This is a genomic window from Mesorhizobium sp. M0016 (assembly GCF_040324035.1).
Lineage (GTDB): Bacteria > Pseudomonadota > Alphaproteobacteria > Rhizobiales > Rhizobiaceae > Mesorhizobium.
In genome coordinates this window covers 1-23,344 of sequence record NZ_JAMYVM010000008.1, presented here as the reverse complement: position 1 = coordinate 23,344, position 23,344 = coordinate 1, and the positions used below count along the sequence as shown (strand labels likewise).

Annotated in this window: 27 protein-coding genes; 17 read left to right on the top strand and 10 right to left on the bottom strand. The window is 64.0% G+C overall.

Features of this window, described 5'->3' with window-relative positions:
• Window positions 1–162 precede the first annotated feature (162 nt).
• Both NKJ88_RS14210 and der read left to right on the top strand, forming a co-directional pair.
• Complete coding sequence (locus NKJ88_RS14210) at window positions 163–825, top strand: tetratricopeptide repeat protein (RefSeq protein ID WP_023729304.1); 663 nt, start codon at window positions 163–165, stop codon at window positions 823–825.
• Window positions 826–901: 76 nt separating this feature from the next.
• Window positions 902–2,332, top strand: a complete 1,431-nt coding sequence (gene der / locus NKJ88_RS14205) for a ribosome biogenesis GTPase Der (RefSeq protein WP_023692116.1) — start codon at window positions 902–904, stop codon at window positions 2,330–2,332.
• A gap of 239 nt (window positions 2,333–2,571) precedes the next feature.
• Here der and NKJ88_RS14200 read toward each other — a convergent pair whose 3' ends face one another.
• Window positions 2,572–3,480, bottom strand: a complete 909-nt coding sequence (locus NKJ88_RS14200) for a LysR substrate-binding domain-containing protein (RefSeq protein WP_023738457.1) — start codon at window positions 3,478–3,480, stop codon at window positions 2,572–2,574.
• A gap of 117 nt (window positions 3,481–3,597) precedes the next feature.
• On the opposite strand from NKJ88_RS14200, the gene NKJ88_RS14195 reads away from it, so the two are divergent.
• The 7 genes from NKJ88_RS14195 (at window position 3,598) to NKJ88_RS14165 (ending at window position 9,158) form a co-directional block, all read left to right on the top strand.
• Window positions 3,598–4,893, top strand: coding sequence for an MFS transporter (locus tag NKJ88_RS14195; RefSeq protein ID WP_352444410.1), 1,296 nt, complete (start codon window positions 3,598–3,600; stop codon window positions 4,891–4,893).
• A 136-nt stretch (window positions 4,894–5,029) separates the two neighbouring features.
• A complete protein-coding gene (locus NKJ88_RS14190; RefSeq protein ID WP_352444409.1) occupies window positions 5,030–6,214 on the top strand; it encodes a cell wall hydrolase in 1,185 nt (394 codons plus the stop codon).
• A 253-nt stretch (window positions 6,215–6,467) separates the two neighbouring features.
• On the top strand, window positions 6,468–6,875 hold the full coding sequence (locus tag NKJ88_RS14185; RefSeq protein WP_033001056.1) for an AtpZ/AtpI family protein: 408 nt from the start codon (window positions 6,468–6,470) through the stop codon (window positions 6,873–6,875).
• 64 nt (window positions 6,876–6,939) lie between these two features.
• Complete coding sequence (locus NKJ88_RS14180; protein ID WP_027050068.1) at window positions 6,940–7,707, top strand: F0F1 ATP synthase subunit A; 768 nt, start codon at window positions 6,940–6,942, stop codon at window positions 7,705–7,707.
• A 68-nt stretch (window positions 7,708–7,775) separates the two neighbouring features.
• Window positions 7,776–8,003, top strand: a complete 228-nt coding sequence (locus NKJ88_RS14175) for a F0F1 ATP synthase subunit C (RefSeq protein WP_027050067.1) — start codon at window positions 7,776–7,778, stop codon at window positions 8,001–8,003.
• A gap of 83 nt (window positions 8,004–8,086) precedes the next feature.
• Entirely contained in the window at window positions 8,087–8,659 is a 573-nt protein-coding gene (locus tag NKJ88_RS14170; RefSeq protein WP_027050066.1) for a F0F1 ATP synthase subunit B, read from the top strand.
• 7 nt (window positions 8,660–8,666) lie between these two features.
• Window positions 8,667–9,158 (top strand): F0F1 ATP synthase subunit B, encoded by a 492-nt coding sequence (locus tag NKJ88_RS14165; RefSeq protein WP_027050065.1) that lies wholly within the window; start codon window positions 8,667–8,669, stop codon window positions 9,156–9,158.
• 246 nt (window positions 9,159–9,404) lie between these two features.
• Here the strand turns inward: NKJ88_RS14165 and rnhB are convergent, their stop codons facing one another.
• A complete protein-coding gene (gene rnhB / locus NKJ88_RS14160; protein WP_023726390.1) occupies window positions 9,405–10,103 on the bottom strand; it encodes a ribonuclease HII in 699 nt (232 codons plus the stop codon).
• A gap of 154 nt (window positions 10,104–10,257) precedes the next feature.
• Window positions 10,258–11,412 carry a PA0069 family radical SAM protein gene (locus NKJ88_RS14155; RefSeq protein ID WP_023754078.1) on the bottom strand — a complete coding sequence of 385 codons (1,155 nt, stop codon included), beginning with the start codon at window positions 11,410–11,412 and terminating at the stop codon, window positions 10,258–10,260.
• A 150-nt stretch (window positions 11,413–11,562) separates the two neighbouring features.
• Between NKJ88_RS14155 and NKJ88_RS14150 the strand changes: the two genes are divergently transcribed.
• Both NKJ88_RS14150 and NKJ88_RS14145 read left to right on the top strand, forming a co-directional pair.
• Window positions 11,563–12,066 (top strand): glycosyltransferase, encoded by a 504-nt coding sequence (locus NKJ88_RS14150; protein ID WP_023684377.1) that lies wholly within the window; start codon window positions 11,563–11,565, stop codon window positions 12,064–12,066.
• A gap of 252 nt (window positions 12,067–12,318) precedes the next feature.
• Window positions 12,319–13,293, top strand: a complete 975-nt coding sequence (locus NKJ88_RS14145; RefSeq protein WP_352444407.1) for a hypothetical protein — start codon at window positions 12,319–12,321, stop codon at window positions 13,291–13,293.
• On the opposite strand, the gene NKJ88_RS14140 is transcribed toward NKJ88_RS14145, so the two are convergent.
• From NKJ88_RS14140 to NKJ88_RS14110, 7 genes are all read right to left on the bottom strand, one after another.
• The gene (locus tag NKJ88_RS14140; RefSeq protein ID WP_023823456.1) at window positions 13,283–13,714 is read right to left on the bottom strand and encodes a GFA family protein; all 432 of its coding nucleotides are present in this window, start codon (window positions 13,712–13,714) and stop codon (window positions 13,283–13,285) included. The genes NKJ88_RS14145 and NKJ88_RS14140 overlap by 11 nt on opposite strands.
• 126 nt (window positions 13,715–13,840) lie before the next feature.
• Window positions 13,841–14,395, bottom strand: a complete 555-nt coding sequence (gene moaB / locus NKJ88_RS14135) for a molybdenum cofactor biosynthesis protein B (protein ID WP_023726394.1) — start codon at window positions 14,393–14,395, stop codon at window positions 13,841–13,843.
• Window positions 14,382–15,275, bottom strand: coding sequence for a 4-(cytidine 5'-diphospho)-2-C-methyl-D-erythritol kinase (locus NKJ88_RS14130; protein ID WP_023709896.1), 894 nt, complete (start codon window positions 15,273–15,275; stop codon window positions 14,382–14,384). The genes moaB and NKJ88_RS14130 overlap by 14 nt, the downstream gene beginning before the upstream one ends.
• Before the next feature lie 26 nt (window positions 15,276–15,301).
• Window positions 15,302–15,487 (bottom strand): membrane protein, encoded by a 186-nt coding sequence (locus NKJ88_RS14125; protein WP_023668475.1) that lies wholly within the window; start codon window positions 15,485–15,487, stop codon window positions 15,302–15,304.
• A 72-nt stretch (window positions 15,488–15,559) separates the two neighbouring features.
• Window positions 15,560–16,417, bottom strand: a complete 858-nt coding sequence (locus NKJ88_RS14120; RefSeq protein ID WP_023668474.1) for a S49 family peptidase — start codon at window positions 16,415–16,417, stop codon at window positions 15,560–15,562.
• Window positions 16,418–16,537: 120 nt separating this feature from the next.
• Complete coding sequence (locus NKJ88_RS14115; protein WP_023668473.1) at window positions 16,538–17,332, bottom strand: tRNA1(Val) (adenine(37)-N6)-methyltransferase; 795 nt, start codon at window positions 17,330–17,332, stop codon at window positions 16,538–16,540.
• Window positions 17,332–17,556, bottom strand: coding sequence for a putative signal transducing protein (locus NKJ88_RS14110; protein WP_023668472.1), 225 nt, complete (start codon window positions 17,554–17,556; stop codon window positions 17,332–17,334). The genes NKJ88_RS14115 and NKJ88_RS14110 overlap by 1 nt, the downstream gene beginning before the upstream one ends.
• Before the next feature lie 221 nt (window positions 17,557–17,777).
• Here NKJ88_RS14110 and NKJ88_RS14105 point away from each other — a divergent pair, with 221 nt between their 5' ends.
• The 6 genes from NKJ88_RS14105 to NKJ88_RS14080 all read left to right on the top strand — a co-directional run.
• On the top strand, window positions 17,778–18,794 hold the full coding sequence (locus NKJ88_RS14105) for a polyprenyl synthetase family protein (RefSeq protein ID WP_023668471.1): 1,017 nt from the start codon (window positions 17,778–17,780) through the stop codon (window positions 18,792–18,794).
• A gap of 87 nt (window positions 18,795–18,881) precedes the next feature.
• A complete protein-coding gene (locus NKJ88_RS14100) occupies window positions 18,882–19,550 on the top strand; it encodes a GntR family transcriptional regulator (RefSeq protein ID WP_352444404.1) in 669 nt (222 codons plus the stop codon).
• 353 nt (window positions 19,551–19,903) lie between these two features.
• Entirely contained in the window at window positions 19,904–20,497 is a 594-nt protein-coding gene (locus NKJ88_RS14095) for a biotin transporter BioY (protein ID WP_352444402.1), read from the top strand.
• 110 nt (window positions 20,498–20,607) lie between these two features.
• On the top strand, window positions 20,608–21,024 hold the full coding sequence (locus tag NKJ88_RS14090; protein ID WP_023684368.1) for a DUF1284 domain-containing protein: 417 nt from the start codon (window positions 20,608–20,610) through the stop codon (window positions 21,022–21,024).
• Window positions 21,025–21,215: 191 nt separating this feature from the next.
• On the top strand, window positions 21,216–22,991 hold the full coding sequence (locus NKJ88_RS14085; protein ID WP_023828033.1) for a tetratricopeptide repeat protein: 1,776 nt from the start codon (window positions 21,216–21,218) through the stop codon (window positions 22,989–22,991).
• A 122-nt stretch (window positions 22,992–23,113) separates the two neighbouring features.
• Window positions 23,114–23,344: helix-turn-helix domain-containing protein (locus NKJ88_RS14080; protein WP_352444400.1), on the top strand; the 231-nt coding region annotated here is incomplete at its 3' end.

The window sequence follows — 23,344 nt, the reverse complement described above, 5'->3', positions numbered from 1 at the left end:
AAGCCGGCTATCGGCAAAATGTGGCGTGGGTGCGATCAACGTCGGCAGCTATGCGCCCGGCGATTAGCCGATTTTCCTGCCGAGCCCCTTCCATGCCCGCGAAATTTCGCTAAAACGCGGGCTCAAGAAGCGCCCCTGTTAGGGCAGCAATGGTTTTGATTGATGTCCGACGACAGTTTTATCCGCGAAGTCAACGACGAGATCCGTCGCGAGCAGGCGCAGGCGCTATGGGACCGCTTTGGTCCGGCGATCCTTGGCCTCGCCATCCTGGTGGTGCTTGGCACCGCCGCCTTCGTCGGCTACCGCTATTGGGACGAGACGCGCGCCAACCGCTCCGGCGATGCCTTCTCGCAGGCGCTGAAGCTTGCCAATGACGGCAAGAGCGACGAGGCGCTGACCGCCCTCGAACAGCTGGAAAAGGACGGCTACGGCGCCTATCCGCTGCTCGCCCGCATGCGCGCGGCGACCGTCAAGGCCGACAAGGGCGACTTTGCCGCCGCCGTCGCCGATTTCGATGGCGTCGCCGCCGACAACGCCATTCCCCAGGGCATTCGCGACATGGCGCGCCTGCGGGCCGCCCTGCTGCTCGTCGATCACGGCTCCTTCGCCGACGTCTCCAGCCGCGTCGAGGCGCTGACCGCCGACAACAACACGCTGCGCCACACAGCGCGCGAAGCGCTCGGCCTTGCCGCCTGGAAGGAAGGCAAGACCCAGGATGCGCTGAAACTGTTCGACCAGATCGCCGCCGATGACGGCGCCCCGCGCAACGCGCGCCAGCGGGCGACGCTGATGTCGGAATTGATCCGCGGCTCGGGCGCGTCATGATACGCATCGCCCAAAGCCTGCCCTCGGGCCTGACCCAAGGGCGCGCTGCGGTTTGGGCGATGATATGGATAGCCGGATGAGCTTCAAAGTCGCCATTATCGGCCGGCCCAATGTCGGCAAATCGACGCTTTTCAACCGATTGGTGGGACGGAAGCTGGCGCTTGTCGACGACACGCCGGGCGTCACCCGCGACCGTCGCGTCCACGCGGCCAAACTCTACGATCTGCATTTCGATGTCATCGACACCGCCGGTTTCGAAGACGCCGCCGCCTCGACGTTGCCCGGCCGCATGCGCGCGCAGACCGAGATCGCGATCCGCGAAGCCGACCTGATCTTCTTCACCATCGACGCCAAATCAGGCCTTTTGCCCGACGACCGCACCTTTGCCGAGATCGTGCGCAAATCCGGCAAGCCGGTCGTGCTGGTCGCCAACAAGGCCGAGGCCAAGGGCGCCCAGGGCGGCATGCTGGAGGCCTGGGAACTCGGCCTCGGCGAGCCGATCCCGGTCTCGGCCGAGCACGGCCAGGGCATGCCCGATCTGCGCGACGCGGTGATCGAGGCGCTGGGCAAAGACCGCGCCTTCGGCGAGGAAGAAGACGAGGCCGAGGACGTCGCCGCCAGCGAGGTGCTGATCGGCGAGGACATCACCGATCCCGACGCCGAACCTGCCTATGACGACACCAAGCCGATGCGCATCGCCGTCGTCGGCCGTCCCAATGCCGGCAAGTCGACGCTGATCAACGCGCTGATCGGCGAGGAGCGGCTTTTGACCGGCCCGGAAGCCGGCATCACCCGCGATTCCATCTCGGTCGACTGGGACTGGCATGGCCGTCGCCTAAAACTGTTCGACACTGCCGGCATGCGCCGCAAGGCCAGGATCCACGAAAAGCTGGAAGTGATGTCGGTGCAGGACGGTCTGCGCGCCATCCGCTTTGCCGAGATCGTCATCATCGTGCTCGACGCCACCATCCCATTCGAGAAGCAGGACCTCCAGATCGCCGACCTGATCATCCGCGAGGGCAGGGCGCCGGTCATCGCCTTCAACAAATGGGACCTGATCGACAATCCGCAGGAACTGCTGGCCGAATTGCGCGAAAAGACCACACGGCTTTTGCCGCAAGTGCGCGGCATCCAGGCGGTGACGGTTTCGGCCGAGACCGGGCGCAGCCTCGACAAGCTGATGGATGCCGTCATCAAGACGCACAAGGTGTGGAACAGCCGCGTTTCCACCGGCAAGCTCAACCGCTGGCTGGAAAGCATTCTTGCGCATCATCCGCCGCCCGCCGTCGCCGGACGCCGGCTCAAGGTCAAATACGTCACCCAGGCCAAGACCCGGCCGCCGGGTTTCGTCGTCCAGTGCTCGCGGCCCGACGCGATGCCGCAATCCTATGTCCGCTACCTCTCCAACAGCCTGCGCGAAGCCTTCGACATGCCCGGCGTGCCGATCAGGATAGCGCTGCGGACTTCGGACAACCCGTTCGCGGGGAGAGCGAACAAGCGCAAGTGAGCGGTGACGGTTGCGAAATTCTCCGCAAGATTGGCGGGGCAGCACCCCCCTCTGCCCTGCCGGGCATCCCCCTCAAGGGGGGAGATCAGCAGCCGCTGCGGCCGTTCTCACCTTGCAAGATCAAAAATTGGCGAAAGCGTTGATGACAGCAATCTCCCCCCTTGAGGGCCCTTGAGGGGGAGATGTCCGGCAGGACAGAGGGGGGTGTGACGGAACGCGACACCGGGTGATCACCGCGTCTAAGCGACCTCTCTCAACCGCTCGTCCTGCGGCAGCGCCGCCACCGCCGCCTGCCACAAAATATCCGCCAGCCGCGTCGCCACCGGGTCCAGTTCGGCGTCTTTCTGGTGCATCACCAGCGCCATGGTTGGCAGCGCGGGTAAGCCCAACGTTTGCGGTGCCATCGTCCTGACATTGGCCGGCAGGCCGATATCCGTGCGGATGGTCAGGCCGAGGCCGGCGGCGACCGCCGCCCAGATGCCGCCAAGGCTGGGGCTGGAGAAGGCCATCCGCCATGGCAGGCCGGCGCGGTCGAGCGTTTCCGTCGTCACTGTGCGCAGCAGGCATGGCGCTTCCAGCGCCACCAGCGGCAGTGCCTCGCCCTCGCGTAGCCTGGTCTCGATCAGCTTTGCCGGCCCGATCCAGCGCAATTGCGCGTCGCCGACATGCCGGCTGTAAGGCAGCGCCTGGCCGCTGTCCCAGGCCAGCGCAATGTCGAGATTGCCTGATGTGATCCGCTCGGCGAGTTCATAGCTGCGCCCGATCCGCGCCTCGATCTTGACCTTGGGGTGCGCGCGGGCGAAGCGTCCGAGCACCTCCGGCAGCACCGCCTCGCCGAAATCCTCCTGCAAGCCGAGCCTGACCCAGCCTTCCAGTTCCACGTCGTGGATGGCCGAGGCCGCCTCGTCGTTCAACTCGAGCAGCCGCCTGGCATAGCCGAGCATGGTTTCGCCGGCTTCGGTCAACGCCAGTCCGCGGCCCGACTTGCGGAAGATCGGCGTCGCCGCCTGGTCCTCCAACTTCTTCAGTTGCGCGCTCACCGCCGAGGTCGAGCGTCCAAGCCGGTCGGCGGCCTTGGCGAAGCTGCCGAGTTCCATGCCGGTGACGAAGCTTCGGAGGACATCGAGGTCGAAGGTTACGCGGCGCATCACAACGATCCTGTTTTTCGGGAACAATTGTCAAAAAGTTCCCGATATTCGGGATGAAGTTATGGCGGTAAAGACGAGGCGTCAAGGTCCCGAAAGGGCATCAACAGGAGTCCCGCCATGTCGATTGCCGACGCAAATTGTGAGCCAGGCCGGGTTGGCCGAGCCGCCGCCGTCACGTCGAAGGCTGAACGATTTCGCGCCAATCATCGCTGGAAGGTGCTTGGCATCGGCGTTGCCGCCAATGCCAGTTTCTCCGCAACCTTCGCCGGCATACCGGCGGCGGCGGTGTTTCTGCGGTTGGGCTATCACTTGAGCAATGGCAATCTCGGTCTGGTCCTCGGCCTTCTCGGACTGGGCGTCGCCTTGAGCGAACTGCCCTGGGGTCTGCTCACCGACCGCTGCGGAGATCGCGGCGTGCTGTTGACCGGCCTTGGTGCGACCGCGGCGTGGCTCGCCCTGATGGCGTTGTTCATCGTGCCCTCAGTGACCTATGTGCCTGGCGTCGCAATGCTGGCCGCGTGCCTTCTGGTCGCCGGCCTGCTCGGCGGCAGCGTCAACGGTTCCAGCGGCCGCGCCATCATGGCCTGGTTCCACGAAGGCGAACGTGGCTTTGCCATGAGCATCAGGCAGACCGCGGTGCCGCTCGGCGGCGGGCTCGGCGCGCTGGTCCTGCCGTCGCTTGCATCGGTGCACGGTTTCGCGGCGGTCTTCGGGCTGCTGGCCGCCATGAACGCCGTCTCTGCGCTGTTTGCCTGGCGGTGGCTGCACCAGCCGCCGGAACTGGACAATGCCGGCAGCATGGCCATGGCAAAGTCGGGCGGTCCGGCGCCGCTGCGCAATGTCGAGGTCTGGCGCATCGCCACCGCCATCGGCCTGCTCTGCTTTCCGCAAGTGGCGGTGCTCACCTTCGCCTCCGTCTTCCTGCACGATTTCGCCGGCATGGCCACGCTCACGATCAGCGCCAGCCTTGCCGCGGTGCAGACCGGCGCGATGGTGATGCGCGTCTGGAGCGGCCGCTACACCGACCGCCACGGCAACCGCCGCTCATTCCTGCGGCTCTGCAGCGTGACGAGCGCGTTTGGCTTCGCGGCCGTCGGCCTGCTGGTCCTGGCGGCAGGAGCCACGCCAGACGCCCATGCCGCGTTGATCCCGGCGATTGCCGTGCTGCTGGTCGTCGCCGGCATTTCGGTCTCCGCCTGGCATGGCGTGGCCTACACCGAACTCGCCACGCTTGCCGGTGCCAGCCGCGCCGGAACCGCGCTCGGTCTTGCCAACAGCTTCGTCTTCATCGCCTTCTTCGTGGTGCCGACCGCCATTCCGGCTTTGCTGCTCATCTGGTCGTGGCCTGGCGTCTGGCTGGTGGGCGCGCTCTGCGCCATGATTGCATGGCCAATTTTCCTGCGGCCGAACTGACGGGCTGCCGGCCGGCAAACGGCGTCCCATTTCGGGCCGCTTCGGAACAACACGATCGACCGCGTTAACCCCGCATCAAGGTTAATGCTTCACTTTGGCTCTCCAGTGGCTCAGTTGCGTTTCTGGAGAGTTCCCCGTGCATCGACGTGTCCTGAAGCGGCTGGCCGCCGCCGCCGGTGAGAAAAAACGTTCCTTCGTATCGCCATTGGTCATCGGGCTCGGCATCTGGATCGGCTTTCCGACCGTCGTCGCCTACCAGGACATGGGCAGCCTGATTTCCGGCCTCGAAGCTTCGGGCACCCGCTGGAACTCTTATGTCGAGCGATCCGTCGCCGGCTCGGTTCATGCCGCCGAAATGCCTTTCATCGATTCCGTCACCACCGGTTCGCTCTCGGGCTCGGGCGTACGCCTGCCCGGCGTCGGCAAGGTCTCGTTTCGCGGCAAGGGCAATGTCGCCGGCGTCACGCCCGACGAAGACCGCGTGATGCGCGCCGACAAGAAGGGCCGCATCATCCAGGTCTCGCCGGTGGCGCCGCCGAAGAACTTCAATGCCGGCTCAATCTTTCAGCGCACGTCCTCGCTGCTGCGGCCGAGCATGGACAGCGGCCTGAAGCTCGCCTTCGCCAAGCCCGGCATCAAGGGCAAGGAAATCCAGATCGCCCAGGCCTTCCATACCAACCTGGACAAGAAGCCCGATCCCGGCGTGCCGGCCATGCTTGCCGCGTTGGTCAACAATGACAGACCGGACGTGCTGGCCACCGCCTATGCCCAGGCCGAACCCGATTACGCCAAGGCCTCACCCTTCGAGGCGCTGCTGCAGGACGAGGAGCCGAGCAGCGGGCGCTTCATTCCGCCGATGGCCAAGGGTGACCACTCGTGGATTCAGAACCCGCTGCCGGCCAGCGTCTTCTCCACGAAGGAGCAGGCCTGCCTCGCCAACGGCATCTATTTCGAGGCGCGCGGCGAATCCGTGCGCGGCCAGGCCGCCGTCGCGCAGGTCATTCTCAACCGAGTCCGCAATCCGGCCTATCCGAACTCGATTTGCGGCGTCGTCTACCAGAACGACAACTGGCTGAACCGCTGCCAGTTCTCCTTCGCCTGCGACGGCCGCAAGAAGCGCATCGAGAGCCCCGCCCACTATAAGACCGCCCAGGACGTCGCGATGGCGGTCACCGCCGGCAAGATATTCATTCCCGAAGTCGGCTCATCCACCCACTACTACGCCAACTACGTCCATCCGGGCTGGGCGCGCACGATGCAGAAGATGACCAAGATCGGCCTGCATATCTTCTACCGCACCTATGGCGGCGGCTGGAGCTGAGCCCTTCGGCTGGCGGCGGCTTGCGTTGCGCTGGCCGGGCATCTGGCGGCGCTTGCCGGAAGGATTCGAGCCACGCATCCTCACTGCTGTGCCGGGCACGATGTCGCACCTTTGCAAGTCTTTGATTTCAATGCAGAAAATACAGCCATTTGAAGACCTGCCCGTGGCTTGACGGGCGCGGACCCTCTAACTATGTTGCCGGCGACTTTACAAGTGGACGGACGGATACGGTCTGACCAGGCAGGGGGGTTCGATGGCCGAAAAGAATGGGCCACACGGAACCGGAGAAACCGGCCGCGGCAGCAAGCATGAAGCCGACATCCGCGACGAAGAGCTTGAGCGCCGCCGGCGCAACCTTGAAGCATCGCTTGCGACAAGGAAGAAGCCGGACGAGCAGAGGGAAGAGTCGGCCAGTGCGGGCAATGTTGCCCTGGCCTTCCGGTTTGCCAGCGAGTTTGTCGCTGGTGTTCTGGTGGGTGGGCTGATCGGCTGGGGTTTAGATTGGTTATTTGGATCGTTGCCGATCTTTTTGATCATCTTCCTGCTCGGTGGTTTCGCCGCGGCCTTGACAAACATGGTTCGTGTCGCCAAGGCAGCACAAGCCAATGTGCCGATGGGCAAAGACTTGCCTGCCGGCCATAGCGATGATGAGGACAATTGAATCGTCCTCGAGCAGGGTTCAATCCCGCTCCGTCCAGGCGGAGCCAATTTTGGGGTAGAGAAACGTGGCTGGCACCGCAGATCGGGTTGATCCAATCCACCAGTTTCATATCGTGGATCTGTTTCAGATCGGCCATATCGGCGAGATGAAATTTGCCTTCACCAATTCGGCGCTGTTCATGTTCATCGCCGTGGCGCTGACCTTCCTGTTGATCTATGCCGGTTCGGCGCCTCGCGCCCTTGTTCCCGGCCGGCTGCAGTCAGTAGCCGAGGAATTCTACTCGTTCGTGCACAATCTCGTGCGCCAGGTTCTGGGCGAGGAAGGAAAAGCCTTCTTCCCGTTCATCTTCTGCCTGTTCGCCTTTGTGCTGTTCACCAACTTCCTCGGCCTGATCCCTTATTTCTTCACCGTCACCAGCCAACTGGTCATCACCGCCACGCTGGCTCTGTTCATCATCCTGATGGTGCTGGCGGTCGGCCTGTACAAACATGGGTTGAAATTCTTCGGCCTCTTTGTGCCCCATGGCGTGCCGCTGCTGCTGCTGCCGTTCATTTCGCTCATCGAAATCATCTCGTTCCTGGCCCGTCCGGTCAGCCTGTCGCTTCGACTGTTCGGCAACATGCTTGCCGGTCACATTGTGCTCAAGGTTTTCGCCGGTTTCATCGTCAGCCTGGCGAGCCTTGGAGTGGGTGGCTGGATCGGCGCCATCGGCCCGCTTTTCATGACGGTGGCGATCACCGCTCTCGAATTCCTTGTTGCTGCCCTGCAGGCCTTCGTGTTCGCGGTTCTGGCCTGTGTCTATCTCAAGGACGCACTGCACCCACACCACTAGAGACTTAAGCTGGCGGCAGGACGCCCCAGTGGACTTGGACAACATTACCCATCGCAAGGAGAAACAAGATGGACGCTGAAGCTGCAAAGATGATTGGCGCGGGCATTGCCTGCATTGGCATGGGTGGCGCTGGTATCGGCGTTGGCGCGATTTTCGGAAACTTCCTCGCCGGCGCGCTGCGCAACCCGTCCGCCGCACAGGGCCAGTTCACAAACGCCCTGATCGGCGCCGCACTTGCCGAAGGTCTGGGCATCTTCTCGCTCGTCGTCGCCCTGCTCCTGCTGTTCGTCGTCTGACGGCGTCACAACCAAGCCTGTTCGCCGCTCCTTGTTAGGCGGCGACTGGCCCTTGATGATCTCTATCAGGGGGAAAGAACGCAATGGCGAGCACGACTGAAGCAACTCAACCCGCCGCTGGCGAGGCGACTGCGACCACTGAAGTTGCGCATGGCGAAGGCCATGGCGCATTTCCGCCGTTCGACAGTTCGACCTTTCCATCGCAGATCCTGTGGCTCGCGATCGCTTTCGGGCTGCTTTACCTGCTGATGTCGCGCATCGCATTGCCCCGCGTGGCGTCTGTTCTCGACGCGCGCAGCGACCGGCTGACGTCGGACATAGACGAAGCCAATCGCCTCAAGAACGAGAGCGATGCGATGGCGGCCGCTTATGAACAGGCTTTGGCTGAGGCACGCAACAACGCATCGGCGATTGCCCAGAAGGCAAGCAACGCTGCGAAGGCCGAAGCAGATGCCAAGCGCGCCGAGGCCGAGGCTTCCGTTGCCGCCAAACTGGCGGAAGCGGAAACGGCCATCGTTGCGGCGAAGACGAAGGCGATGTCCGGAGTGAGCGCGATTGCCATCGATACGACCGATGCGATCCTGAAATACTTCGCCACCGGTGCTGCTACAAAATCCGAGATCGAGCAGGCCGTGAAGGCCGCACTTGCAAAGTGAGTCGACAATGAATGCTACCAGTCTAGCTACACTGTGGGTTTTCATTGCACTGCTGGTGTTTCTCGGTGTGCTGATCTGGGCCGGCGTCCCGAAAAAGCTCGGCGCCTCCTTGGATGGCCGTGCCAGCCGGATCCGCAAGGAGCTCGATGAAGCCCGCCGGCTGCGCGAAGAGGCCCAGCAACTGCTCGGCCAATACCAGAAGAAGCGCAAGGAAGCCGAGCAGGAGGCCGCAGCCATCGTCGCTGCCGCCAAGCGCGAGGCCGACATGCTTGCCGCCGAGGCGCACAAGAAGACCGAAGACTATGTCACCCGTCGCACTGCGCTTGCCGAGCAGAAGATCGGCCAGGCAGAGCGCGAAGCCGTCGCCGAAGTGCGCGCCAGCGCCGTCGACATCGCCGTCGAGGCGGCCCGCACGCTGCTCGCCGGCAAGATCGACGCCAAGGCCGGCGCGGATCTTTTCAAGTCCGCGCTGCAGGACGTGAAGGCCAGGCTGAACTGAGCGGGGATAACTCGCTGACATCAAGCCGCCCGGGCAACCTGGCGGCTTTTTTGTTGAGCGGCGACGGAGATTGGCGAAGGCGGTGGTGCGCCTGATCTCCCCCCTCGAGGGGAGATGTCGCCAAAGGCGACAGAGGGGGTCCGTTCGACCAGGCGCGACGCTCTTTCTGCGACCAAGAAGGGCTAGCGCTTCACGCGCGCGCGACCCCCTCTGGCCTGCCGGCCATCTCCCCCTCAAGGGGGGAGATTAGCTGTCCAACCCGACAAACCCTTCTTCTTCCACCACCTCAACCCCACCCAGCCTGAACGGCGCGAATGATGCCCGGTGCAGCCTTGCCACCGGCCCATGCGCTTCGATCGCGGTGCGGTGCCGCACGGTGGCGTAGCCCATATGGACCTCGAACCCGTAGCGCTCGTGATGGCTGCCGCAGCCGCACATCATGCGGTCGCGCATCACCTTGGCGACGATCGAGGCGGCGGCGATCGATTGCGAGCGCTGGTCGCCCTTGATCAGCGCGCGGCCTTCGCAGAGGAGGCCCGGCGGCACATCGCGGCCATCGGCCAGCGCCAGCTTCGCCTGGATCGGCAGGCCGGCAAGGGCGCGGCGCATGGCTTCCAGGCTGGCCTTGAGGATGTTGCTGCCGTCAATGCCTTCGGCGCTGACCGAGGCCATCGACACGCCGAGCGCTGACCCCAGGATTTTCAGGAACAGCGCCTCGCGCTGCAAATGGTTGAGCCGTTTGGAATCGTCGAGCCCGTCGGGAATGTTGGCGGGATCGAGGATCACGGCCGCCGCCACCACCGGCCCGGCCAACGGACCGCGGCCGGCCTCGTCCATGCCTGCCACCGGCCACAGGCCTTCCGCCATCGCCTTCGTCTCGAAGGAGAAGTCGGGCTTTTCGACGATTTCGAAAAGAAGCGGAGAATCGGAACGTGCGCGAGCCATGTTGCGGCGAGGTTCGCATCGGCTCCGATTCTCCGCAAGTCCCTCCAGGGTCGAGTGGGGCAAGACCGGGAGGGCACCGTCTGCAGGCCGGGGGACAGGCCGGACGGGATTCTTGGGTCGCCTGACAGCCACGAGGGCAGGGCAGGCGCTACTCTCAGAGCAGCATCAGCTGCTCGGTCGCCTTGGCGGCGGCGACAAACTGGTCGGTTCGGAGCGTGCGCCGCTCGGCGTTGAGACCGAGCCGCTTGGCCGTGATCTCGAAGCGCCGGCCGATCTGCCAGGCATAGGGGCCGGCGCCTTTCATCCGCTTGCCCCATTCCGAATCATAGTCCTTGCCGTCGCGCATCGAACGGATCAGCGACATCACGTGCCGGTAGCGGTCGGGATAGTGGCGCAGCAGCCAGTCCTTGAAGATCGGCGCCACCTCGAGCGGCAGGCGCAGGATCACATAGCCGGCCTCGCGGGCGCCTGCGGCGCGTGCCGAATCGAGGATGCGCTCCATCTCCTGGTCGGTCAGGCCGGGAATGATCGGCGCCACCATGACAGAGGCCGGAATGCCGGCATCGGAAAGCTGCCGGATCGCCTCAAGCCGCTTGGTCGGCGTCGACGCGCGTGGCTCCATGGTGCGCGCCAGCATGCGGTCCATCGTTGTCACCGACAGCGCCACCTTGGCCAAGCCCCGTTCGGCCATGCGCGACAAGATGTCGATGTCGCGCGTCACCAGATGGGATTTGGTGACGATGCCGACCGGATGGCCGCGCGCCTCCAGCACTTCGAGGATCTCGCGCATAATCCGGTATTGTTTCTCGATCGGCTGGTAGGGATCGGTGTTGGTGCCGATCGCGATGGTGCGCGGCTGATAGCCATCCTTCGACAGTTCCTTGTCGAGCAGCCGCGCCGCATCCGGCTTGGCAAACAGCTTCGCTTCGAAATCCAGCCCCGGCGACAGGCCCATGAAGGAATGCGTCGGCCGGGCGAAACAATAGACGCAGCCATGCTCGCAGCCGCGATAGGGGTTGATCGAGCGGTCGAAGGAAATGTCGGGCGATTCGTTGCGGGTGATGATGGTGCGCGGCTTCTCGACCTGCACTTCGGTCTTGAACGGCGGCAATTCCTCCAGCGAATTCCAGCCGTCGTCGAACACATCCCGGCTGACCGGCTCGAACCGGCCGGACGGGTTGATGCCCGCGGAACGGCCGCGGTTGCGATCCGGACGGACGCGCATGCCGCTCTGTTCGATCATCGCATTGGCCATCTCGGCTCGCCCTGCTCCGAAAGCAGCAATGTCCGCACGCACGATATGTTCCATTTTGGCCCTTTCCCAAGGACTGTCGGCTGGCTGTCGAATCGCTCTGTTCATGAAAATAATCCTATTTCGCTGATGAGAACAAAGCAAGAACTTTTTCGTTGGGCCATGCAAAACTGGCGCTGCGCCGGGCTTTCCGCTATTCGGCTAAAAATGCTCAGCGTTCTCATCGAAACCCGGGATGACGAAGAAGGCCTTGCCCGCACGCTCGCCTCGTTGATCGGCGGCGCGGTCGAGGGCGTGGTGCGCGATGTCATCGTCTGCGACACCGGCTCGACCGACCAGACGCATCGGGTTGCCGATCATGCCGGCTGCCACTTCGTGGCCGGCGGCATTGCCGCGGGAATCAGGCAGGCGAAGGGTGACTGGCTGCTGTTTCTGGAACCCGGCGCAAGGCTGGCGGAGGGCTGGATCGACGACGTTGTCGCTCACACGGCGCGGCAAACCATGCCGGCGCGCTTTTCCCGTGCGCGCGGCAGCCGCACGCCGTTCCTGTCACGGGTGTTTTCGGGCAACCGGGCGCTGGCCGAAGGGCTGGTCATCAGCAAGCGCCAGGCCGCTGCCCTGTCGAAGAACGCGCACAGCGCCGAAGCCCTTGCGCGCGGTCTCGCCACCAGGCGGCTCGACGCCGAAATCTGGCTGGCGCCGAAGAAGTGATCTTTCTCCCTTTTCCCGTTCCCAGGGAGAAGGGTGCCCGAAGGGCGGATGAGGGGCAGCGTCGGCGTCTCATCCGCATTGGCACGGTCGCAGCACCATCCCTCTTTTTCGCCGCAAAAAGCTATTGTGCATTGCACAAAAGCTGACGCGGGATTAGCATTCCGTTGATGCGGGATATCGGGGTTTGGGTAGTGCCGGAGCGGTAAGCAAGCGCCGCGTCGTCGTTGCTGCCGTTCATATCTGAGGACCCCGATGAACCTTTCGTCCCCTGACAAATCCGGCGCCCCCAGTCTGGAAGCCATTGCCCGCAACGGCAGCCAGCTCCGCCGCATTGCGGTGCGTATCCCGACCTATCTGTCCGACCTGCGCGAAAATCCCGCATGGCTGCCGATGTTCGTGCTTGCCCGCACCATGCCGGCGCGCAAACTGCACTGGCTTGGCGCCAAAGCCGCGCGCCCCGCGCAGAGTGCCGGAGCGACGATGTTCAGGGGCGTCGACCTCAAGTCGATCGTCGCGGCGCTGCGCGCCGATGGCCTGTTCTCCGGACTGGTCCTTCCGCAGGCAATCCACGAAGAGATCGCCAGCTTTGCTCAGAGCACGCCGTGCTTCGGCAATTTCGACCGCCGGCTCGAATTCATGCCCGGAGAACACGCAGAAGCCGAGAAGCGGTTCGGCCGCTCTTTGCTCAGCGGACACTATTTCGAGCGCATCCTCGGCTGCAAGGCGGCACTCGCCATCCAGAACGACCCGCTGCTGCTCGACATCGCCCAGCACTATCTGGGCGGGCAGGCAAAGCTGATCACCACGCGTGTCTGGTGGAGCTTTCCGACCGGCGAGGCTTCCGACGCCGACAAGAACCTTGCCTCGCTCGGCAAATATCATTTCGATCTCGACGACTGGCGGATGCTGAAATTCTTCTTCTATCTCAAGCCCTGCGATGCCGGCACCGGCCCGCATGTCTATGTCAAAGGCAGCCACAACAGGCGCAGCCTCAAGCACCAGTTGACGCTGCTGGTCGGCCATCCGGCGCAAGACGTGCTCAAGGTCTATGGCGAGGACAGCCCGGTCACGCTGACCGGCGAGGCCGGGCTCGGCTTCGTCGAGGACCCGTTCGGCTTCCACATGGGCACCGTGCCGTCCACCACGCCACGGCTGATGATGGAGGTCGGCTTCGGCGTCTCGCCGCCCTCGCGCCGCCGCTTCCACGGCGAACCGGTCATCCGCTGACGCCGGAGCGGATCTCGACCGGCATCCAGCGCGCTTGCCGCCGGGCAATGCGACCCTCTTTGTTCTCGGCATCATAGTCCATCGGGACCGGCTCGCGGTTGAACCGCGGCCGGTCATCCAGCGCATTGACGATGACGATCGCTCTTGGGTCGCAGTCGGTGGTCACAGCAGCGACATAGACGCCGCAGTCCCGGCAGATGAGATAATCGGCGGTGCGTAATCCGAACCGGTATCGGTGCAGCCGCGCCTCGTCCTCGACCGAGACGATCAATCGGCCCTGCGGATCGGCGGCGGCGCGCGAACCATGCCGGACACAGAACGCGCACTGGCAGGCGCGGATCTCCATCTCGGACGGCTCAATTCCGGTTTCGAAGGTCAGGTGGATGTTGCCGCAATGGCAGCCGCCGCGGTGCGCGCTCATTGGATCTCTTCCGTCTTGACTTGGCGACAGACTATCCGCCCGACGACCCGGAGGAAATGACCTCTCGAAGGCGCAGCCGCCATTCTGCCTGACAAAGGCAGCACTTGGCCGGCACTTTGCCTTGGTTTACGAGGCGGCCTTGCCGCGCCGCAAATGCTCGTCCAGGCGCGGCATGATCTCGACGAAGTTGCAGGGCATGTGGCGGTAGTCGAGCTGCGGTTTCAGGATGCCGTCCCAGGCGTCCTTGCAGGCGCCGGGCGAGCCCGGCAGCACGAAGACGAAGGTGGCGTTGACGACGCCGCCCGTCGCCCGACTCTGCACTGTCGAGGTGCCGATCTTGTCGTAGGAAATGCGATGGAACACTTCGGAAAAGCCATCCATGCGCTTCTCGAAGATCGGCTCCAGCGCCTCCGGCGTCACGTCGCGGCCGGTAAAACCGGTGCCGCCGGTGGTGATGACGACATCGATGTCTTCGTCGCGCGACCAGCCCAGCACCTTGTCGCGGATTTTCTCCCGGTCGTCGGTGACGATGTCGCGCGCGGCCAGGACATGGCCGGCCTCGGCGATGCGATCAGCCAGCGTCTGGCCGGATTTGTCGTCGGCAAGGCTGCGCGTATCGGACACCGTCAGCACCGCGATGCGCACCGGGATGAACAGGCGGCTTTCGTCAATTTTGGTCATCGGCCCCCTCTGAAGCGATGCTTCGTGTCGCGGCGACAAACCACTCCGGTTCGCGGCTGCGGATCTCGGCGGCGGCGCGCTTGGCGACATTGCCGGTCTCGAACAGCCCGAAGCATGTCGCGCCGGAGCCCGACATGCGCGAGAATCCAGATCCGGCCCTGTTCAGCAGGGAAAGCGCTCTGCCGATGGGCGGCTGTATTGCTTGCGCCGGTTCCTCAAGATCGTTGCGGGTGATCTCCAGCCAATTGCGGACGCCGTGGAAATCGAAACCGCGCGGCAGCGGCGGCAGTCCTTCATTGTCGCGTTTTTCAAGTGCATTGAACACATCGGGCGTCGAGACGGCGACGCCGGGATTGACCAGCACCAAAGCGAGCGCCGGAAAATCCGGCACCAGCGACAGCTCGTCGCCGACGCCACGCGCAACCAGCGGTTTTGCCGCAAGACACATCGGCACGTCGGCGCCGAGCGTGAGACCGATCCGGCTCAGTTCGGCCTCGCCGATGTCGAGCCCCCAGGTCCGGACAAGACCCTGCAATACCGCCGCCGCGTCGCTCGAGCCGCCGCCGACCCCGGATGCGACCGGCAGGTTCTTTTCCAGCCGGATGGCAACCGGCGGCGTGCTCTGCTGGCCGGCCTGCCTGCGCAGCGCCTCGCGCGCCTTCACCACCAGATTGCTGTCGTCGATCGGCACGGAAGTCGCGTAACGGCCCGATACGGAGAACCGGTCGGCGTCGGCAGGCTCGATCTCGACCCTGTCGCCGAAGCGGGTGAAAACGACCAGGCTCTCGAGCAGATGATACCCGTCGGCGCGCCTGCCGCTGACGTGCAGCGCCAGATTTATCTTGGCGGGCGCAAGCCACGTCCGGGCTGCGGCATCCAAACTGTCGGCTGCTGACGGGATGATGCTCAGTCCTTGGCCAGGCGGTATTCGCCGGTCTTGGGATCCTGGACCAGCGTGCCGTTGGTGCCGTTGGCTGCCTGCTTTTCGGTGCGCCGCACCTTGGCGGTCACACGTTCGGCCTCGCGGACGAAGGTGCGGTAGCCGAAATAAGCGGCTGCGCCGACAACTGCGAAGAAAATGATCTGTGGCATTTCAAAGCTCCTCCCTCGCAAGGCGGCAAGGCAGACTGTCAAGCCCTCATGCTAGACGCTTTCCCTGCTTTTTCAAAGCCCGAAGCGAGCCCACAATGCGCGCTCTTCCGCCGCATCGATCACGCCGCTTGCGGCGGCGGCGGCAATATCGGGCGCTGAAAAGTTCGAGCCGAACAGGCCGATGCGGCCAAACAGGCCACGCGGCGCGGTGACCAGCCTGAGCTGGGTTTTCGCGCCGAAGCGGGTTTTCAGTACCGTGCGCATGTCGCTCAACGCATCGACGAGGCCAAGCTCCAGCCCTTTCTTGCCGGTCCAGAACAGGCCGGTGAACAGGTCCGGATCGTCCTTCAGCTTGGTGCCACGGCGTTCCCTGACCAGGTCGATGAAGGTCTCGTGCACTTCCAGCTGCAGCGCCTTCAGGCGCTCGACGTCTTCCCTCTTCTCCGGCTTGAACGGGTCGAGCACCGCCTTGTTCTGGCCGGCGGTGTGGACACGGCGCTCGACACCGATCTTCTTCATCAACTCGGGAAAGCCGAACGAGGCCGAGACGACACCAATCGAACCGACGATGGAGGACGGATCGGCAAAGATCTCGTCGCCGGCGACCGCGATCATGTAGCCGCCCGAGGCCGCCACATCCTCGACGAAGACCAGCACCTTCTTGTTCTTCTCGACCGCGAGGTCACGGATGCGCTTGAAGATCAGCCGCGACTGCACCGGCGAGCCGCCAGGCGAATTGATCGAAATGGCGACGGCGGGCGCATCGAACAGGAACGCCTTTTCGATGAGGGCGGCGGTGGACGCCAAGGACAGGCTCGGCCGGAACGGGCCGCCGCCGGCCATGATGGTGCCATGCAGCCTGATGACGGGAATGGTGACGACGCTGGATCGCCAGGATTTCGGCAGCAGGCGGTTGAAAAGGCGTTTCACGAGGTGGCTGTCTCCAAATGGCTTCAACGCATGTAGGGATTTGCCGGTCAACGGCAATGCTGCAATCCATCTCAGCCAAGTGTGTGCCGGTTTTGCGGCAACGACACTGACGGGCCTAAATCAATCGCCAAACAGCGACGCCAGTCCGTTGTTGATCATCTCGGTTCGTTCCGACGGGCCGTCGCCCGTTTGCCCATGCAGCATCAAAGGCTGGCGGATCGACAGCTTGCCGCGCGCGCCGAGCGCTGCCCTGACGACAATGCGGATTGCGGCTGCTTCCGGGCGCGGATGCACGGCCAGCATCTCGGCGTCGCCGAAGCGGCCCGACAGCGCATGGAGGAGGTCGCCAAGCTGTTCCGGCCGCGCAATGACGGCCAGGCCCCCGCGCGGCTTGGCGACGGCAGCCGCACTCCGGATCCAGCTTTCGAACAGCCCGTCGTCCATGACATGCGCCTGCCGCCGCAGCGGATCGGGCGTGGCGCGGTCTTGCGCCGCGTTGAAGGGCGGGTTCATGATGACGAAATCGAAGGAATTGTCGGCAAGGCCGGCTTGCGTCCGCGCCCGGCCCGACAGCGTGACGTCGGCGGTCAGCACCGAGGCGCGATTGCCGAGATGCGCATTGCCGGGATGGGCGAGCGTGGTTGTGGCGAAGCCTGCCATCTCGGTCGACCGTTCGACGAGCACGACCTGCGCCTCTGGGCAGCGCGACAGCACGGCAAGACCCGCCGCACCGGCGCCGGCGCCGAAATCGGCGAGGCGTCCAGCAAAGCCGGATGGAACTGCTGCCGCCAGCATCATGGCATCCATCCCGGCGCGATGCCCTGTCCTGGGCTGGACCAGCCAGAAGCGGCCGCGATGGAAGGCATCGACCGTATGGGCCGGCGTATCGCTGGTAAGCGCGCTCGCTTCAGCCATTATGTCTGGCGGATTTCGTTCTCGATGCCGGCGTCTTTCAAGATGCGCCGCGCCTGATCGGCCTGGACGGCATCGACCATCACGCGCTTCTGCAAAAGACCGATCGACCCTTCGAGAATGCTCATGTTCTGGTCGGCGACGAAGCAGGCGATCCCGGCATCGCGCATCAGCGATTCGACGAAGGAGATGATCACGGCATCGTTGGTGCGCACGAGTTCTATCATCGGACGAAGTTCGCAGGTTGCAGCGTTGATGTAAACGCCGGAGCATGGCGCCGAAAAGTGTGGAGCGGTTTCCGGGCAACGGCATGCGGTCGCTAAGGTTGACACGCCGTCACCGCAGCCGCGCCAATTCGCCTCTTGCCGTGCCCGTATGTGCCGCCCTAGAGTCCCAGGTGGGACCAGGGTGCCGTCGCACGCGTGATCAAAGACGGGAGTGTTTGTTGGTGGGTGTCGTTCTCAACATCGAAAACGGGAAGCGGGAACCCGCGTCCATCAAGGATCTCATCGACCTGACAGCAGCCGATATGGGGCGCGTCAACAAACTGATCCTGTCCAAGGCCGGCTCCGACGTCGAGATGATCCCGGAGGTCGCCAATCATCTGATCTCGTCGGGCGGCAAAAGGCTGCGTCCCATGCTGACGCTCGCGGCGGCCCAGATGTTCGGCTATTCTGGCGAGGGCCACGTCAAGCTCGCCACCGCGGTCGAGTTCATGCACACCGCCACGCTGCTCCATGACGACGTCGTCGACGAGAGCGGCATGCGGCGCGGCAAAAAGACTGCCCGCATGATCTGGGGCAACCAGGCGAGCGTGCTGGTCGGCGATTTCCTGCTCGGCCAGGCTTTTCGCATGATGGTCGATGTCGGTTCGCTGGAAGCGCTCGACATCCTGTCCAGCGCCGCCTCGATCATCGCCGAGGGCGAGGTGATGCAGCTGGCGGCAGCCAAGAACCTGGATACCACCGAGGACGAGCATTTCGCCGTCATCAAGGCCAAGACCGCGGCGCTGTTCTCGGCTGCCGCCGAGGTCGGCCCGGTCATCGCATCGGCGACGCGCAACGATCGCGCCGCCTTGCGCTCCTACGGCATGAATCTCGGCCTTGCCTTCCAGCTCATCGACGATGCGCTGGATTATGGCGGCTCCAGCCAGGAGCTGGGCAAGAATGTCGGCGACGATTTCCGCGAAGGCAAGGTTACACTGCCGGTCATCCTCGCCTACCGGCGCGGCACCAAGGCCGAGCGCACCTTCTGGAAGCGCGCCATCGAGGACAATGTCACCGACGATGCCGGCCTGGAAAAGGCGATCGGCCTGATGACCCGCCATGGCGCCATTGCCGACACCATCGGACGGGCCCGCCATTTCGGCGAGATCGCCCGCGATGCGCTGGCACCGCTGGAGGCGACGCCGCAGAAATCGGCGCTCATCGACGTCATCGACTTCTGCATCAGCCGGGTGAACTGACCCGCGCCTGGCGCCAAAGCAAGTTTGCACGCAAAATCGGGCAATCACCGCTCGACAATCGGCAGCAGTGCAAATTATCTATAAAACATGGCAAAGACCGCAGACGACACCATCGCCGTGCGCATCAGCAAGGTGCTGGCGGATCGCATCATATCGGGCGCGATCGAACCCGGCGCCCGGCTGCGGCAGGATCACATCGCCGAGGAATTCCAGACCAGCCATGTCCCGGTGCGCGAAGCCTTCCGGCGCCTGGAGGCGCAAGGGCTGGCGGTCAGTGAGCCCAGGCGGGGCGTGCGCGTCGCCGCTTTCGATCTCGGCGAGGTAAGGGAAGTCGCCGAAATGCGGGCAGCCCTCGAAGTGCTGGCGCTGCGCCATGCCGCGCCGCATCTGACGGCTTCCATTCTCAACCTTGCCGAAGAAGCCACAAAGGCCGGCGACAAATCCCGCGATGTCCGCTCTTGGGAGGAGGCCAACCGCACCTTCCACCGGCTGATCCTGGCGCCCTGCGGCATGCCGCGGCTCATCGCCACCATCGACGATTTGCACGCCGCAAGCGCCCGCTTCCTGTTCGCCGCCTGGCGCTCGGAATGGGAAATCCGCACCGACCAGGATCATCGCGCGATCCTGAGCGCGCTGCGGCAAGGCAACACCGAATCGGCCGCGGCCACGCTTGGCCGGCACGTTCAGTGGATCGGCCAGAAACCGGTCAAGACCGCGTCGGGCAAGATGCGCGAATCGTTTGCCATCGTCGGGTAGGGACGAAGGGACAAGTCGTCGGATTCCGCGCGTAGCGATCCTTCACACCCCCCTCTGTCCTGCCGGACATCTCCCCCGCAAGGGGGGAGATCAACAGCTTTGCCGTTGCGTTAGTCCTGCAACGTCGGCCATTGGCGAAAGCAAAGGCGACATCCGATCTCCCCACTTGCGGGGGAGATGGCCGGCAGGCCAGAGGGGGGTGCTGTCCCGCCAGCCTTTCCAAATGTCCTTTATTCGACACGCAAGCCCAAGCCTTTTTAGGGGCGAGGGTTGCCATTCCCGCGCAAATATGGATTCGATAATAGATCGAACAACAAAATTATCTATAATTCAAACCAGCCAGGGAAGCCGCCATGACCGACATCGCCTTTTCGCCCTCCAAGCCCTCCTTCAGCCCGTTGCGCCTGCAAACCCGCTCGTATGCCTGGCAAGTTGCGGCCGTCGTCCTCGGTACGCTGTTTCTGGCGCTGTTGTCCCAGATCGAGGTGCCGATGGTGCCGGTGCCGGTCACCATGCAGACCTTCGCCGTGACGCTGGTCGGCGCACTTTATGGCTGGCGGCTTGGCGCCATGACCATCATCGCCTGGCTCGCCGAGGGCGCCGTGGGCTTTCCTGTCCTGTCCGGAGGGGCAGCGGGCGCGTCGTATTTCGTCGGGGCAACGGGCGGTTATCTCTTCGCCTTCCCGCTCGTCGGCGCGCTTGTCGGCTGGCTGGCCGAGCGCGGCTGGAACGGCAACCGCGTGCTGCTCGCCTTCGCCGGCATGGTCCTCGGCAACCTCGCCTGCCTGGTTCTCGGAACGGCCTGGCTCGCCGTCATGATCGGCCTCGAACAGGCCATCGCCTTCGGTTTCCTGCCGTTCCTCGTCGGCGGCCTGCTGAAATCGGCGCTCGGCGCCGCGACGCTCAAGCTGTTTTGGAGCAACAAGGCGGACCCGGCAGGAGCATGATCCCGAAAAGTGGAGTCCGGTTTTCGGAAGAGATCATGCTCAAACAAAGAGATGGAGCCCCATCCCGATACCATCGGGATGGAACAGGCTCCGCTGGTGCGTCCTGACCGATGACCGTCCGGCTGCGCTCCCACCATCTTCTTTGCCTGCTGACCTATATCGGCGAAGGGTACAGCGCAGCCTTCGTCGCCAACTATGACGTGATCGCGAAACGTCTGGGCCGGGGCGAGGATATTCTGATCGTCTCCGGCCCCGACGACATCTGCCAGCCGCTGCTCGGCGGGGCGCAGCCCCACTGCTTGCGCGAAAGCGCCGCCGGCCGGGACGAGCTGGCAGCACGCGATGTCGGCAAGCTGCTGACCCGGCCGATCCGGGCCGGCGTCCGCTTCAGCCTCGACGCGGCAACGCTTGCCGGCTTGCGCGCCGCCTTTGCAGCCGGCGTGACGCGTGAGGCCTGCCAGGGTTGCGAGTGGGCCGGCCTGTGCAGCACTGTCGCGGCAGGCGGATATCGCGATGTCAGGCTGTAGCTCCCAACCCCGATCTGCTATTGTCGGAACCGATAGTGTCTGCGTCGCCATGGTTTGTTAATCGGGTGACCCGATTGTGAATTCGGCCCGGATTGAAGCCTGACCCCAAAAAGGCCATGCTTTGTCAGGAAACATCGAGTCTATGGCTTCTCCGCGCCGACGCGGGATGGCGCTTGGCTGAAAGGGATACGATGCGGCAAGGACGTGCGCGCTGGCTCGCGGGGCTGGCAATTGTGGCAGGGATGGCGATTTCTCCGCTGCCTGCCTACGCCAAGGAATCGACCGACCCGGTCAAGATCACCTCCTTCTCGGGCGCCTATCTCGCCGCCCGCATCGCCGAAGGCGACAACGACCTCGACAATGCCATCGCTTATTACAAGCAGGCGCTCGCCTTCAATCCCGGCGACACCTCACTGCAGCAAAGCCTGATGCTGTCGCTGATCGCGCAAGGCCGCTTCGAGGAATCGCTGGTCTATGCCGACAAGCTCAAGGGAGTTCCCGACGTCGAGCGCTTCTCGCGTCTGGCTCTGGCGGTCGATTCCTTCCACAAGAAGGATTTCACCAAGGCGCAGTACTGGCTCAAGCTGTCGCTCGAATCCGATCTCGACCGACTGATTTCCGGCGTCATGTCCGGCTGGGCACAAGAGGGCGCCGGCGACCCCACCGGGGCGATGGCCTCGATCGACAAACTGCAGGGGCCTGACTGGTTCGGCCTGTTCAAGTCCTTCCACCGCGCGCTGATCGCCGATGCCGCAGGCCTATCGGACAAGGCCGACGCGCTTTATGACGCGACCCTGACCGACGTCACGGCCGGCGGTGCCGCGCCCGAGACATGGATGCGCAACGCCCAGGCCTACGCGTCTTTCCTGGCGCGCAAGGGCAACAAGAACAAGGCGCTCTACGTGCTCGACAAGGCCGAGGCGTTCGCGCCCGGCAAGCTCGACATCCAGGCGCTTCGCGACAGGATCAGCAAGGGCGACAAGATCGAGCCCTTCGTCGCCAGTCCCTCCGAAGGCGCCGCTGAAATCCTGCTCGACCTCGCCATCGCGCTCAATCGCGGCGGCGGCGAGCCGTTCGTGCGCCTCTATCTGCAATATGCGCTCGCGCTCAAGCCCGACAGCGACGCCGCTTTGGTGCAGCTTGCGGCCGTTGCGGAGCAGCTGAAGGACGGCGAAGGCGCCATTGCGCTCTATAGCCGCATTCCAGCCTCCTCGCCGCTGAAGGAGCTTTCCGACCTGCAGCTCGGCCTCAACCTTGCCGATCTCAACCGTCACGACGAGGCGATCGCCCATCTCAAGGCATTCGTCGAAGCTCACCCCGATGACATGCGCGCCTATCTGGCGCTGGGCGGGGTCTATGCCTCGAAGGAGGATTTCCGCTCCGCCGCCACTCTCTACGACAAGGCGGTCGCGGTGCTGAAGACGCCGACCAATGCCAACTGGAACATCTACTATCAGCGCGGCATCGCCTATGAGCGGCTGAAGGAATGGCCCAAGGCCGAACCGAACTTCCTCAAGGCGCTGGAACTGTTCCCCGACCAGCCGCAGGTGCTGAACTATCTCGGCTATTCCTGGGTCGACATGAACATGAACCTCAAGGAAGGCCTGGCGATGATCCAAAAGGCCGTCGACCTCAGGCCGAGCGACGGCTACATCGTCGATTCGCTGGGCTGGGCCTATTTCCGCATGGGCCGGTTCGACGACGCCGTGCGCGAAATGGAGCGCGCCGTGTCGCTCAAGCCGGAAGATCCGGTGCTCAACGACCATCTCGGCGATGCCTATTGGCGCGTCGGCCGCAAGCTCGAAGCCACATTCCAGTGGAACCAGGCGCGCGACCTGAAGCCGGATCCCGATGTGCTTGCCATTTTGCAGCAGAAGCTGATGAAGGGCCTGCCGCCGATCGAATCCAACACGGCGCAGGAAACCCCGAAAGTCAAGCCGGCCACCCCGCCAGCGCCGAAGGGGTGATCGGGCCATACTTCTGATGAAACGGGGCTCGCTGAGCCCCGTTTTTGTTTCGGCTTGGCGTCTAGATGTTTGATCCCAGGCTTTGATGGCGCATACTTTTCGTCCGAATCAAAGGATGCGCTATGGGCCAGGTTCTTCATGGGAGCGCCACGACGACAGAGGCGATCCGTCGAGCGATACAGCATAGTCAAGAGAGTCTGAGGGCGCTGGCGAAGCGCTACGGCATCAATCAGAAGACGGTTAGGAAGTGGAGGAACCGGACGTCGGCCGCCGATCTTCCGACTGGCCCCAGAGATCCGAAGTCGACAGTGCTATCGACTAAGGAAGAGGCGGTCATCGTCGCCTTTCGGCGT

What these genes read in the sequence shown, in the direction of transcription:
- NKJ88_RS14210 (WP_023729304.1), top strand. Translation starts at nt 163, where the DNA reads ATGTCCGACGACAGTTTTATCCGCGAAGTCAACGACGAGATCCGTCGC.
- der (WP_023692116.1), top strand. Translation starts at nt 902, where the DNA reads ATGAGCTTCAAAGTCGCCATTATCGGCCGGCCCAATGTCGGCAAATCG.
- NKJ88_RS14200 (WP_023738457.1), bottom strand. Translation starts at nt 3,480, where the DNA reads ATGCGCCGCGTAACCTTCGACCTCGATGTCCTCCGAAGCTTCGTCACC.
- NKJ88_RS14195 (WP_352444410.1), top strand. Translation starts at nt 3,598, where the DNA reads ATGTCGATTGCCGACGCAAATTGTGAGCCAGGCCGGGTTGGCCGAGCC.
- NKJ88_RS14185 (WP_033001056.1), top strand. Translation starts at nt 6,468, where the DNA reads ATGGCCGAAAAGAATGGGCCACACGGAACCGGAGAAACCGGCCGCGGC.
- NKJ88_RS14175 (WP_027050067.1), top strand. Translation starts at nt 7,776, where the DNA reads ATGGACGCTGAAGCTGCAAAGATGATTGGCGCGGGCATTGCCTGCATT.
- NKJ88_RS14170 (WP_027050066.1), top strand. Translation starts at nt 8,087, where the DNA reads ATGGCGAGCACGACTGAAGCAACTCAACCCGCCGCTGGCGAGGCGACT.
- NKJ88_RS14165 (WP_027050065.1), top strand. Translation starts at nt 8,667, where the DNA reads ATGAATGCTACCAGTCTAGCTACACTGTGGGTTTTCATTGCACTGCTG.
- rnhB (WP_023726390.1), bottom strand. Translation starts at nt 10,103, where the DNA reads ATGGCTCGCGCACGTTCCGATTCTCCGCTTCTTTTCGAAATCGTCGAA.
- NKJ88_RS14155 (WP_023754078.1), bottom strand. Translation starts at nt 11,412, where the DNA reads ATGGAACATATCGTGCGTGCGGACATTGCTGCTTTCGGAGCAGGGCGA.
- NKJ88_RS14150 (WP_023684377.1), top strand. Translation starts at nt 11,563, where the DNA reads ATGCTCAGCGTTCTCATCGAAACCCGGGATGACGAAGAAGGCCTTGCC.
- NKJ88_RS14145 (WP_352444407.1), top strand. Translation starts at nt 12,319, where the DNA reads ATGAACCTTTCGTCCCCTGACAAATCCGGCGCCCCCAGTCTGGAAGCC.
- NKJ88_RS14140 (WP_023823456.1), bottom strand. Translation starts at nt 13,714, where the DNA reads ATGAGCGCGCACCGCGGCGGCTGCCATTGCGGCAACATCCACCTGACC.
- moaB (WP_023726394.1), bottom strand. Translation starts at nt 14,395, where the DNA reads ATGACCAAAATTGACGAAAGCCGCCTGTTCATCCCGGTGCGCATCGCG.
- NKJ88_RS14125 (WP_023668475.1), bottom strand. Translation starts at nt 15,487, where the DNA reads ATGCCACAGATCATTTTCTTCGCAGTTGTCGGCGCAGCCGCTTATTTC.
- NKJ88_RS14115 (WP_023668473.1), bottom strand. Translation starts at nt 17,332, where the DNA reads ATGGCTGAAGCGAGCGCGCTTACCAGCGATACGCCGGCCCATACGGTC.
- NKJ88_RS14110 (WP_023668472.1), bottom strand. Translation starts at nt 17,556, where the DNA reads ATGATAGAACTCGTGCGCACCAACGATGCCGTGATCATCTCCTTCGTC.
- NKJ88_RS14100 (WP_352444404.1), top strand. Translation starts at nt 18,882, where the DNA reads ATGGCAAAGACCGCAGACGACACCATCGCCGTGCGCATCAGCAAGGTG.
- NKJ88_RS14095 (WP_352444402.1), top strand. Translation starts at nt 19,904, where the DNA reads ATGACCGACATCGCCTTTTCGCCCTCCAAGCCCTCCTTCAGCCCGTTG.
- NKJ88_RS14090 (WP_023684368.1), top strand. Translation starts at nt 20,608, where the DNA reads ATGACCGTCCGGCTGCGCTCCCACCATCTTCTTTGCCTGCTGACCTAT.
- NKJ88_RS14085 (WP_023828033.1), top strand. Translation starts at nt 21,216, where the DNA reads ATGCGGCAAGGACGTGCGCGCTGGCTCGCGGGGCTGGCAATTGTGGCA.